We start from the raw sequence: 12,308 nt of genomic DNA on the forward strand, positions 1-12,308 counted from the left end.
ACACCCTACACCCTACACCCTGTGAGGTGTTGCACTTGAAGGTTGAGTCTGCCCCGTGCTGCAGCGCACCGCCTTTACAGCGATTCTGTCTGAATGCCGGACATAAAAAGCCCCGCAGACCAGGGGGAGGTCGGCGGGGCCAGGGAACGGAAACTTGGGGAGGAGTTTCCGCTCCGAGATCTGCTCCGGGGATGGGAGAGATCTGACGACAGGCGTTGCGCCCGTCGAGGGATATAACAACATTTTCTACATTGATGGATCCTGAAGATAACTGTTAAAAAAAAGTAGAATTTAGGGGGTATTCATTCCATTAACTCGGCTGAATCCACATTATGTTTGGAACGTTTATTGCTGATCTGCGTATTCAGCATATCGCCCCGTTCACCGCATCAATGCGCTTGGTCCCAATTGTCACCAACGCCCGAATCGACCACCAGCGGCACGCGTAATTCGGCTGCGGCCGCCATGCGCGTGGTGACCTCGCTCAGTAGCGTGTCGACGAAATCGACGTCGGCTTCGAACACCAGTTCGTCGTGCACCTGCAAGATCATCTTCGCGCGTTGCGCGTGGTCGGCGATCCAGCCATCCACGTTGACCATCGCGCGCTTGATGATGTCCGCGGCAGTGCCCTGCATCGGCGCGTTGATGGCGGCGCGTTCGGCACCGGCGCGCTGGCCCTGGCTGCCGGCATTGATGAAATCCAGGTACAGCCGGCGGCCGAACACGGTTTCCACGTAGCCCTTGTCGCGCGCCTGCTGGCGGGTGGTTTCCATGAAGTCGCGCACGCCCGGATAACGGCTGAAGTACAGCGCAATGTAATCCTGCGCCTCGCCGCGGCCGATACCAAGCTGGCGGGCCAGGCCGAAGGCGCTCATGCCATACATCAGGCCGAAGTTGATCGCCTTGGCAGCGCGGCGCTCATCGCCGCTGACGGTGTCGCGGGTGCGGCCGAACACCTCGGCGGCAGTGGCGCGATGCACGTCGGCGCCGGACTCGAACGCGCCCACCAGCCCGGGGTCGCCGGACAGGTGCGCCATGATGCGCAGCTCGATCTGCGAATAGTCGCAGGCGATCAGCTTGCGCCCGGGCGGTGCGACGAAAGCGCAGCGGATGCGGCGGCCGTCTTCGGTGCGGATCGGGATGTTCTGCAGGTTGGGGTCAGACGAAGACAGCCGCCCGGTGGCAGCGCCGGCCTGGTGGTAGCTGGTGTGCACGCGCCCGGACTGCGGGTGGATCATCTCCGGCAGCTTGTCGGTGTAGGTGCTGCGCAGCTTGGCCAGGCCGCGGTACTCCAGGATGACCCGCGGCAGCTCGTGCTGGTCGGCGATGGCTTCCAGCGCTTCTTCATTCGTCGAGGGCTGGCCCTTGGGCGTCTTGACCACTGCGGGGAGCTTGAGCTCGTCGAACAGCAGCGCCTGCAGCTGCTTGGGCGAATCCAAGTTGAAGGTGCGTCCGGCCAGCTCGGTGGCTTTCTGCTGGGCGGCGAGCATGCGCTTGGACAAGTCCGCGCTCTGGCGGCGCAGTTCGGCCGCATCCACGCACACGCCGTTGGCTTCGATCCGTGCCAGCACGCCTACCAGCGGCATCTCGATCTCACGATAGACGCGCTCGAGGCTGGGCTCGGCGGCCAGGCGCTTGCCCAGCACCTGGTGCAGGCGCAGGGTGATGTCGGCATCTTCGGCGGCGTAGCGGGTGGCGTCTTCCAGGCTGATCTGGGCGAACGGAATCTGCTTGGCGCCCTTGCCGCAGACATCTTCGTACTTGACGGTGTCGTAGCCGAGATAGCGTTTGGCCAGGCTGTCCATGTCGTGGCGGGCGCTGCCGGAATTGAGCACGAAGCTCTCCAGCAGGGTGTCGTCGGCGTAGCCGGCCAGCTCCACGCCATGCCGGCGCATCACGTGCAAGTCGTACTTGCCATGCTGGCCAAGCGTGCGCACGGCCGGGTCGGTGAGCAGTGGCGCCAGGTGCGCCAACGCCTGGGTGCGGTCGAGTTGGACCGGGGCGCCGGGGAAGTGATGGCCGAACGGCAGGTACGCCGCCTGGCCGGGCTCGGCCGCCACGCTCAGGCCGATCAAATCGGCTTGCAGCGGGTCCAGGCTGTCGGTTTCGGTATCGAAGGCGAACTGACCGGCGGCACGCAGGCGCGCGATCCAGCTGTCGAGCTGCACCTGGGTCAGGATGGTTTCGTACTGGCCGGGCGCCGACAGCGACGGATCCAGATCCACCGCTGCGTTGACCGGGCCGGAGACGAAGCCGGTGCCGCGCGCGCGGCCCGGCTCAGTGCGCGCAGTGGCAGCAGCAGCGCCAAGCGCCACCGGCTCAGCCAGCAGGCCCGCCTGGGCGGCGGCCGCACCACCAAGTTCGCGCAGCGCCTGGGTAAAACCGTAGCGGGCGTACAGCACCGCCAGCGCCTCGGCGTTGGGCTCGCGCAGGTCCAGCGCGCGCGGGCCGCTGGCAAGGGTGACATCGGTCTTGATGGTGACCAGCGCGCGGTTGAGCGGCAGGCGTGGCAACGCGGCGCGCAGGTTGTCGCCGATCTTGCCCTTGATCTTGTCGGCGTTGGCGATGACGCCATCGAGCGAGTCGTATTCGGCCAGCCATTTGGCGGCGGTCTTGGGGCCGCACTTTTCCACGCCGGGCACGTTGTCGACGGTGTCGCCCATCAGCGCCAGCAGGTCGACGATCTGGTCGGGCCGCACGCCGAACTTGGCGATCACCGCCGCGTCCGAATCCATGCGGCTGCCGCTCATGGTGTTGACCAGTTCGATGCCCGGGCGCACCAGCTGGGCGAAGTCCTTGTCGCCGGTAGAGATGGTGACGCTCAACCCGTCGGCGGCGCCCTGCAGCGCCAGCGTGCCGATCACATCGTCGGCTTCCACGCCGTCGATGCGCAGGATGTCGATGCCCAGCGCATGCACGATGTCGCACATCGGCTGCACCTGCGCGCGCAGGTCGTCGGGCATCGACGGACGGTTGGCCTTGTAGTCGGCATACAAGTCATCGCGGAACGTTTTGCCGGGCGCATCCACCACGAAGGCGATGTAGGCCGGGCGCTCCTTTAAGGTGGCGCGCAGCATGTTGACCACGCCGAACAAGGCGCCGGTGGGCTCGCCCTGCGCATTGGTCAGCGGCGGAAGCGCGTGGAACGCGCGATACAGGTAACTGGACCCGTCGATCAGGACTAATCTGCTCATGACCCAATTCTACGCTGCACGCTCAGGGCACACCGCGCCAGCGCATACTGGTTGGCGATCAACACGGATAACGACAATGAACAAAGGACGTCTCTTGCTGCTGCCGTTACTGCTGCTCGGCGGCTGTGCCACCAGCGGCGGCGACCGCGCCGGTGGCGATATCCCGACTGGCGCCGATGTCACCAGCAAGACCATGGCCAACGGCGACAAGGTCGACGAATACCGCGTCAACGGTCAGCTGGAGATGGTGCGGGTGACGCCGACGCGTGGGGCACCTTACTTCCTGTACGACCGCGACCACGACGGGCATACCGACGCGGAGAAGGACAAGGTCAATAAGGTGTATTGGCAGCTTTATAGCTGGTGATTGGGGAGTCGGGATTCGGGATTCTTAGGGCAAGCGTCGGGCGATAGGACGCCCGGTGGCGTTGCGTTTTTTTGACCTCCGCTACGTTGCCTTGGCCGTGTCTGCAGAGATGCCGCGCGTGCGCGCAGCACGCCGCAAACCGGCGTGGTGCGCCTGCGGCAGCGCTGATGATGGCTGCCGGCATGCAGCAGTGCCCAGCGCTCTTTCACACGACTGGGCGCTGCTCGACCGTGTTTACGACTGCTGAGCGCACCGCTCAGCGTGCTGCTCGTCCGGCGCAGCAGCTGCACGGCTTTCCCTGCCCGGCGGGACACCAGCTGCTCAGGTGTGTCTGCCTGGCGATGCGTCTTTGGCGGCTCAGCTCTCTTCCAGCGGGCCAGTGACGCGTTGCAGTTCGTCGATGCCGGCCGGGGCCAGTTCTTTCATCAGGGCCAGGAAATCGCAGCCGACCAGGCGTTGCGCGCGGCGCAGCAGCATCGGCACCGGGCTGGATGGTTCGTGCCGGGCGTAATAGGCGCAGATCTCTTCCAGCCGCCGCTTCACATCATCGGGGCCGGCGATCTCGTAGTTGCGGCGCGTGGCGCCGGTTGCCGTGGCGGTGGCGGCGTGGCCTTCGCCGGCAGCCAGCCCGCCGTCTTCAGTGAGCGCCGAGACGCCCTGCCGCGCTTGCCAGTGCGGCAGCACGAAGCGTTCCAGATCGCGCAGGTCGGTGAGCAGCGGGCGCAGGTCCAGGGCAGCGGTGCCGACACGCTCGCTCAGCAGCGCATCGATCGCGCGCGCCTGCACCAGCGCCTCGGCGATGGCCTGGGCGGAGGTGGCCAGCGTTTCTGGCGCGCAGTCCTGGCAGCAGGCTTCGATTTCGGCCAGGCCGGGGCCGCTCTGGCCGTCGGGCAGCTTGATGCTGCCGTCGGCCACGCGCAGATCGCGCAGGCTGAAGCGGCCCAGCCGCGGCGACTGCACGAACGCGGTGGTGCGCAGCGCGCCGAGCAGGCCCATCGGGTCGCTGAGGCCGACCAGCGCATTGATGCGAGAGGTCGGGTCGTTGTCGTCGTCGGCGTCCAGCTGCGGATGCACGCTGTCCCATTGGCGCTCTAGCAAGCCATGGATCAGCGTCAGCGCATCGGCTCAGCCGGGCAGGCCGCGCAGGCGCAGCCAGGCGGCGCCGAGCTTGCTGGCCACGCGCAGATCGCGGCTACGCCGGCACAGGTCCAGTGCCTGCACCTTGTCCCAGTCCGGTTCTTCGGCGGCGATGACGCTCTCGCCCAGCGCGCGCTCGGCGCGGACCGCCGATTCGCGCTCCAGGCGCAGGAACTCCGGGTCGTATTCCAGATCCGGTCCGACCGGGGCGTCGTCGCCGAGCGGCGCCAGCAGGGTCTCAAGGGAACGGTCGTCTTGCATGGCGCGGCCTCCATCGGGGGAGCCGCCGCGGTGAGGCGGCGGCAGGCAGGTCACTCGGGGGTGCAAACGGCATCCGGGTCGCCGGCATCGCAGGCCGGCTGCTGGTCGTCGGGCAGACGCAGGCCGGGGCGGACCAGGCCGAAGGCGCGGTACGGGTGCCGCTGGCCGACAGGTCCACGAAGGCCACGGTGCGGCTGGCCGAACTCTGCGCACGGCCGGCAAACGCCGAGGCCGGCACAGTGAAGCCGGAGCCGCCAGCCAGGTCGAGCAGGCTGCCGTCGACTGTGATGGCGTTGAAATACGCCGGCGGCGGACCAATCGCCGCCACGGTCTGGGTGCCGGTGCCGATCACATAGATCGGGTTCTGCTGCGTCCCGATCTGGCCGGTGGCGGCAAAGGTGCCGGTGCGTTGCGCAGCGGCGCGCGGCCATCCTGGGACAGATTGCCGCGTACCGACAGGAACATCGCGCTGTTGCCGGCATCCACGCTGTAGCTGCCGCCATTGGCGAGCACCCGCAACAGATCGCCGCCGTTGGTGAAGCTGAAACCATCGCTGGCGGTGAAATCGCTCAGGCGCACGACCCGGTTGTCGATGAAGCCGGCCGCATCGCCCAGCACCACCGCTCCGCCGGCGCCACCGCTGAGCAGGCCGGAGGTGATCGAACTGCCGGCGCGCTGGCGGATGCCGGCGACGGCCTGCAACCAGCTGGCGGCACCGCTGAGCTGGCCGCTCAGCTGCAGGTCGCCGCCGCTGCGCAGGCGCAGCGAGGGGCCACCGTCGACGCGGCCGCTGACCAGCAGCGAGCGGTTGCTGACCAGATCCAGGCCTTGCGCGCTGAAGTCGCCGAGCGTGTCGATGGCGTTGCCGCTGCCGGTGAGCATGACCGCCCCGGCGGCGTTGACGCTGAGCTGGCCGGCGCGCAGGCTGCCGGCGTTCTGGGTGATCGCCCCGCCGCCGCTCAAGGCCACGCTGGCGGCCGCAACGTCGTGACCGAGTACGACGCCGGTGCCGCCGCGCAGGGCGATGGTGTTGGCGCTGAGCGTGCCGGCGGTAGTGAGCTGGCCACCGGCCTGCAGACGCAAGGCATCGCTGGCTTGCGCAGTCGCCGCCAGATCGTTGCGATCGACGATGGCGATGCTGCTGCCGCGCGCATGCACGGTGCCCTGAAAATCGTTACCGGTCGCATCCAGCACGATCATGCCGGTGCCGGTGAGACTGATGCCAGCGCCAAAACGGTTGCTGCCGCTGTTGAGCACGATGCCGGCACTACCGGCATCGACGGTGCTGGCGCCCACCACGCCGAGCGCGCCGGTGTTCTGGACGATGGCGGCATTGGTGCTGCTCAGGGCGAGCGTGTTGGCGGTGACGCCATGGCCGAGCGTCAGGCCGTCGCGTCCGAACAGCGTCACGTTGTTGCCACCCAGGTCTGCGGCCGTGCTCAGTGCGCCACCGTTCGATGCCAGGGTCAGGTTGCTGTTGCCGACCGTCAGCGTCTGCGACGGCAGGCTCAAGGTGCCGGCGGCCGTCACGACGACCGCGCCATGGCCGGTGCTGGTCAGTGCGGCGAGGCTGAGGTTGTCGCCGTCGGTCACACCAATGCCGTTGCCGGTCAGGCTCACGCTGTTGAAGTTGTTTCCGACTTGCAGCAACGAAATCGCACCGGTGCCCGCATCGACCGTGGTGGCGCCGCTGACCAGCAGTGCGCCGCCGCTTTGCGTGATTGGCATTGGTGCTGGCCAGCGACAACGTGCGCGCTGTGATGTTCTGGCCCAAGCTCAAGCCGCTGTTGGCGTGCAGGCTCACTGCGTCGCCAAGCAACGCCGCAGACAGGCTGAGGCTGTTGGCGATCAGATTGATGTCGCCACTGCCGTTGTTCAACGTCGTGCCTGGCAGGATCAGGTTGCCGCCCGCGGTCAGCGCGATCGTGCCGCCGTTGTTGCTGGTCAGTGCCGAGAGCGTGAGATCGTTGCTGTCGCGCACCGCGATAACGGCGCCGGTCAGGCCTATGCTGCCCTGGAAATCGTTGTTGCTCTCGGTCAGCGCAATGGCGCCGCTGCCGGCGTTGAGTGTGGCGCTGCCATCGACGATGAGTCCGCCGGCCTGGCCGATGGCGCCATTGCCGCTGGTCGCAGCAAGCGTGCCGGCGACGCGGCCGCTACCCAGGTTCAATGCGCCGTTGCTGGCAGCGGTGAGGTTGCCGGTGTTCAGCGTGCCCAGCGTCAAGGCGCCGCTGTCGCGGATCGACACGCCGTTGCCGGTCAGGCTCACTGCACCGGCGAAGTGATTGCCTGCACCGCCCAACGCGATCGCACCGGTGCCGGCGTCGAAGCTGGAGGTCGTCGCGATGCGCAAGGTGCCTGCGGTCTGATTGATCGCGCTGTTGCTGATGGACACCGACAATGTGCTGCTGTCGATGCTGGTCGCCAGCGAGAGTGCGCTGGGGCTGAACAGCGAGACGGCGTTGCCGACGAGATTGCCGCCCAATGCGAGGGTGCCGTTGTCTGCGCGCAGCCTCAGGTTGTCGGTGCTGGTCAATCCGCTGGCAGGCAGCGTGAGCGAGTTGCCTGCGGTGAGTGCAATGGCGCCGGCGCCACCGTTGTTGAGCGAGACCACGCTGAGATCGTTCGCATCGACTACCGCAATGTTGCGGCCGGTCAGTGCAATGCCGTTCTTGAAGTCGTTATCGCCTGTAAGCGAAATGGCGCCGGTGCCGGCATCGACGGTGGCAAGACCGCCGACGTCGAGCACGCCCGCATTCTGAGCAATCGCGGCATTGGTGGCCGTCAAGCCCACGATGCCACTGGCGGTGACGTTGTGATTGAGGACGATGCCATCGCGCCCGCTCAGGCTGACGTTGCCGCCATTCAAGCTGCCATTGGTGCTCACTGCACCGCCATTGGCGATCAGGCTGAGCGCACCGGTGCCGGTGCTGAGGTTCTGGGCAGGCAGCGTGAGTGCGCCGCCCGCTGTCAGGGCGATGCCGCCATTGGTGCCGTTGCTGATCGTGGAGATGCGCAGATCGTCACGATCGACCACACTGATGCCGGTGCCGGTCAGACTCACGTCGCTGCGGAAATTGTTATTGCCGTCGGTCAGCGCAATGGCGCCGCTGCCGGCGTTGCGGGTGGCGGTGCCATCGACGATCAGTCCGGCGCTCTGACCGATGGCGCCATTGCCACTGGCTGCATCCAGGTTGCCGCGGACGCTGCCGCTTCCCAGGTTCAACGCACCGTTGCTGGTGGCGGTGAGGTTACCGGTAGTCAGCGCACCCAGCGTCAGCGCGCCAGTGTTGGCGATGCGTGGCGCCGCCGGTCAGCGTCACGACGCCCGGGAAATTGTTGGTCGTTTCATCCAGCGTGATGGCGCCGGTTCCGGCACTGATCGTGCTGGTGCCGGTAGCGGCCACGCTGCCGGCGGTCTGGGTGATCGCGTTGTTGGTGGCGGTCAATCTCAGCGTGCCGCTTGCAGTCACGTCATGCGCCAGCGCGATGCCGCCACTACCGGTGAGGTCCACGTTCGTGCCCGCCAACGCGACGCGCGTGTTGAGGCTGCCACCGCTGAACAGGGTGAGGTTGGCGCTGCCGGTATCGATCGCCGTTGTCGGCAGGGTCAATGCACCGGTGGCACGCAGCGACAGCGCGCTGTTGCTACCGAGGGTCAACGTGCCGATCGAGAGATTGCCTGCCGCGTTCACGGCAATACCGTTGCCGCTGGCGCTGAACAGGCCACCGAAGCTATTACCGCCGTTGGTCAACGACAGCGCACTGCCGGACTGCAGGAATTGGCTGGTGCGCTTCAACGCCAGCGAACCGGATTGGGACAATGCGACGGTGTTGCTCAGGCTGAGGTTGCCGCCCACGTCCAGGTTGCCGAGGCCGCTGATCTTGTTGGCCCCGCTGAAGCTGGCGTTGCCACCGATAAAGCCACCCAGGCTGCCGGCGGTGTAGATGCCGGTCTGCTGCACGCCGCGACCGGTGCTTAGGGTGATCGCACCGGTGCCGGCATCGATGCTGCCGCCGCCAGCGACATCGAAGCTGCCACTGCCAGAGGCGATGAGCGACACGCTGCCGTCGGGGCCATTGGACAGCGACGACGCACGAAGGGTGCCGCTGTTGTTGATGAGTCGATCAAAGAGGCCTTGCGCCGCACGCGCCTGCAGCTGGATCGCGCCGCCTGGCGCACTCATGGTGCCGGAATTGTCCACCGCTTCGGTCGCCAGACTCAGCTGCAGCGGCTTGTCGATCAACACGCCGAAGCCGCCGCTTTCGAACGTGAGCGTGGCCGCGTCGGCACCGGCCAGGGTGATGTTGCCGGCGGTGGCGGTGATGGTGCCGCTATTGATGGCCTGCGCCACGGTCGTGCCGCCGACATCCAGGCTGTAGTGGCCGTTCATGAACTTGGACGCGGTGGTGCCCAGCGAACTGACCACCAGGCCGCCGACATTGATGTTGGCCGTACTTCCGATCAACACACCGTTGCTGTTGAGCAGGAACACCTGCCCATTGGCAGTGAGGTTGCCGTAGATCTGTGTCGCGTCGCTGCTCTGCACCAGGTTGAGCACCACCGAACTGGTGCTGGGCTGGTTGAAGATCATCGTCGCCGACGAGCCGATGTCGAACGCCGACCAGGTCAGCGCCATGCGCGCGGAGGTCTGGTCGACGGTCCGGCTGCTGCCGTTGACGGCATTGATGGTGCCGGTGCCGCCGGCGATGCTGCCGCCGGTGGGCAGCTGGTTGGCCACCACCTGGGCCAGGCCGCTGACCGGCATGGCCAGTAGGGCAGTTGCCAGCGCAATGGCCAGCGGGCAATGGCGCAACGGGAGCATGCGCGGCGAGGTCGCGGGATGGATGGTGGCGTGCATGCGCAGATCCCTCAGAAAGTGAAGCCGAAACGCGTGTAGAGGCGGGCGTCGTCGCGTCCGTCGGAGGCAGCGCGCGCACCGGTCAGAAGCGCGGCGCTGATGTGCCATTCGAAATTGGCGCGCGCCGGCGATGCCATCGACAAATTGGGCGTGATTTACCGCAAGGATTAAGCGACCGGTTGTACCACTGCGGACACCAGGACAGCACGGCATGCACAACGCCGTGCTGTCCTTGCCGCGCATGCACGTGCCAGGCGGCGGCAAGCCGTGCATTTGACGCATCGCCAGCAGGACGTGCCCGGCGTCACGTCCTGCTGGCGCAACGAAGGAATCGTTGCGTCTTTGCAAGACGGGCACCAATCCATGCAGTCGTGCCGACACACCGCACGATACAAGCAGCCATCCGCTGGCCGCGTTGACGTAGTGACGCGCACCTCCGCATGCCGCCGTTCGCTCGCGTTGCATTCGCCGCAGCGCGCATCCATTCGCGTCCCGGCCCCTGGTCTGCCTGCGTGCATGCTGAAGTGTCGGCAGATGGGCATCGCCCGCCTACGCAATGCTTGCCGCCAGCTGCAGCGACGCAGGTGCGTACCACCTTGGACCTCGGCAGCGATGTCTTTGGCAGTGCCATACGAGCGGCGACGTGGTAGCTGCGCTGTTGCGATAGAGCGCCCGGATTTCGCTCGCTTGGTAGTGGGCGCGTCGGCACGCCGTTCCATCGAACCCTTTGCGCAGGAGTGATTGCATGGCTACACCTGGCAGCTCAATCGCCTTCATCGGCTTCGGCGAAGCGGCCTGCGCGTTTCTCGAAGGCTGGGCCGTGCACGATCCTGCGCGCATCACCGCGTACGACATCAAGACCGATCAGGCAGATACACGCCAGACCTTGCTCGAGCGCTATCGACAGCGCGGCGTCACCGGGTGCGACACGGCCGCTGCGGTAGTAGCGAAAGCCGATGTCGTCTTCAGCCTGGTGACCGCCGACTGCGCACATGCCGCGGCGCGTAGCGCGGCGCCGTCGCTGCGTGCCGGCGCGCTGTGGTTCGATTGCAACTCCTGCGCACCGGACACCAAGAAGGCCGCAGCCGCCGATATCGAAGCGGCCAACGCGCGCTACGTCGATATCGCCGTGATGGCGCCTGTGCTGCCTCAACGGCATCGTGTGCCCCTGCTGGTTAGCGGCCCGCATACCGACGACGCGCTTGCCGTGCTGCAAGCGCTCGGCATGCGCCCGCAACCAGCCGGCGATACCGTCGGACAGGCCTCGTCCATCAAGATGCTGCGCTCGGTGATGGTCAAGGGTATCGAAGCGCTCTGCGCTGAATGCCTGATCGCCGCACGCCGCGCCGGCGTCGAAGATCAGGTGATCGCCTCGCTCAATGCATCCGCCACGCAGCGCGATGTCGGTGCCCAGGCGAGCTACAACATGGAGCGCATGATCGTGCACGGCATTCGCCGCGCTGCAGAAATGCGCGAAGTGGCCGTCACCGTTGCCGCGCTCGGACTGCCTGCCGACATGGCAACGGCCACCGCCGCATGGCAAGACCGCATCGGCCAGCTCGGCCTTGACGCGGGTAATGATGATTTGATTCCGCGACTTGACCATCTCTCCGCGATGCTGCGGCGCTTGCCGTCCACACAGTGACTGCGCTGCTGGCAACCGCCCCTTACTTCGGCAACAGCCCGCTTGCTTGATAACTTTCGATCAACATATCGAAGAGCTTGATGTCGGCTCGACCACGGGCCATCAACTGCGCGCCGCCGATTGCGGCAAAGATGGCGCGAGCGCGCTTCTTGGCGTCCTTGGCACCGGCAACCTCTGCCGCAACCAGCATCCTGGAAAGCCATGCGATGTTTACATCGGTAAAGGCCTGCACCTCGTGTTTCACAACCTCCGGCAGGTCGTCGTACTCGGCGGCCATGAAGCTGCACAGACACATGCGGTTTCCGTTCTCGAGCGAGCGACGGAAGGTCTCCGGGTAGCGGCGCAATGCCTTCATCGGGTCTTTCGTTTCGGCTGACAAGGCTTCCAGCGTCGCAGCCGAATCTTCCCAATAGCGCTTGGCAACCGCTGCAGCAAGATCGGCCTTGCTCGGGAAGTGATGATAGAGGCTGGCCGCCTTGATGCCCACGTCATCGGCAAGGCTGCGCACGTTCAAGCCGCCGTAGCCATGCGCCTGCGCGATCCTGGTGGCCGCCGTCAGGATCTTGTCGCTGGAATTAGGACTTTCCTGCTTTTTCACACATCCGCCTTCGACAGGTTTTGACAGCGGGAAGTATACCGCGCATCGTTTGCATAACAAACGTTAGGTAGATATCTCAACCCCTCGTTTGCCATCCAACTTCCCTTTGAGAGGCAACCATGCGCAGCGAACTTTTCTATCAAGACGCCACCAAGCTGGCAGAACTGATCCGCACCAAGGACATCTCCCCGGTCGAGGTCGTGCGGTAATCCCCCCGCTTTTAGCGTTCGCCAAAAGTGGAGCT

5 protein-coding genes and 3 pseudogenes are annotated in these 12,308 nt (G+C 66.1%); 2 read left to right on the plus strand and 6 right to left on the minus strand.

The window, feature by feature from the left end; translation table 11 throughout:
* Positions 1-389: 389 nt before the first annotated feature.
* Complete coding sequence (gene polA, locus XAXN_RS18920; RefSeq protein WP_054320669.1) at positions 390-3,194, minus strand: DNA polymerase I; 2,805 nt, start codon at positions 3,192-3,194, stop codon at positions 390-392.
* A gap of 76 nt (positions 3,195-3,270) precedes the next feature.
* On the opposite strand from polA, the gene XAXN_RS18925 reads away from it, so the two are divergent.
* Positions 3,271-3,561, plus strand: coding sequence for a DUF2782 domain-containing protein (locus XAXN_RS18925; RefSeq protein ID WP_054320670.1), 291 nt, complete (start codon positions 3,271-3,273; stop codon positions 3,559-3,561).
* A 357-nt stretch (positions 3,562-3,918) separates the two neighbouring features.
* On the opposite strand, the pseudogene tssA reads toward XAXN_RS18925, so the two are convergent.
* From tssA to XAXN_RS23450, 4 genes and pseudogenes are all read right to left on the minus strand, one after another.
* Positions 3,919-4,959: pseudogene (gene tssA / locus XAXN_RS18930) on the minus strand (type VI secretion system protein TssA).
* A 50-nt stretch (positions 4,960-5,009) separates the two neighbouring features.
* Positions 5,010-5,445, minus strand: a pseudogene (locus tag XAXN_RS23730) (hypothetical protein).
* 321 nt (positions 5,446-5,766) lie between these two features.
* Positions 5,767-9,821: pseudogene (locus XAXN_RS18940) on the minus strand (beta strand repeat-containing protein); the annotation flags it as partial.
* An 11-nt stretch (positions 9,822-9,832) separates the two neighbouring features.
* Complete coding sequence (locus XAXN_RS23450; protein WP_258078147.1) at positions 9,833-9,958, minus strand: hypothetical protein; 126 nt, start codon at positions 9,956-9,958, stop codon at positions 9,833-9,835.
* A gap of 608 nt (positions 9,959-10,566) precedes the next feature.
* On the opposite strand from XAXN_RS23450, the gene XAXN_RS18945 reads away from it, so the two are divergent.
* Positions 10,567-11,466 carry a DUF1932 domain-containing protein gene (locus tag XAXN_RS18945; protein WP_054320671.1) on the plus strand — a complete coding sequence of 300 codons (900 nt, stop codon included), beginning with the start codon at positions 10,567-10,569 and terminating at the stop codon, positions 11,464-11,466.
* Positions 11,467-11,488: 22 nt separating this feature from the next.
* Here XAXN_RS18945 and XAXN_RS18950 read toward each other — a convergent pair whose 3' ends face one another.
* Positions 11,489-12,064 carry a TetR/AcrR family transcriptional regulator gene (locus XAXN_RS18950; protein WP_054320672.1) on the minus strand — a complete coding sequence of 192 codons (576 nt, stop codon included), beginning with the start codon at positions 12,062-12,064 and terminating at the stop codon, positions 11,489-11,491.
* Positions 12,065-12,308: the final 244 nt, after the last annotated feature.

It is taken from the genome of Xanthomonas axonopodis (assembly GCF_001304695.1).
GTDB classification, from domain to species: domain Bacteria; phylum Pseudomonadota; class Gammaproteobacteria; order Xanthomonadales; family Xanthomonadaceae; genus Xanthomonas; species Xanthomonas axonopodis.

Bases quoted from the DNA above. Each gene is read 5' to 3' on its own strand.
- polA (WP_054320669.1), bottom strand. From the start codon at position 3,194: ATGAGCAGATTAGTCCTGATCGACGGGTCCAGTTACCTGTATCGCGCG.
- XAXN_RS18925 (WP_054320670.1), top strand. From the start codon at position 3,271: ATGAACAAAGGACGTCTCTTGCTGCTGCCGTTACTGCTGCTCGGCGGC.
- XAXN_RS23450 (WP_258078147.1), bottom strand. From the start codon at position 9,958: ATGGCATCGCCGGCGCGCGCCAATTTCGAATGGCACATCAGCGCCGCG.
- XAXN_RS18945 (WP_054320671.1), top strand. From the start codon at position 10,567: ATGGCTACACCTGGCAGCTCAATCGCCTTCATCGGCTTCGGCGAAGCG.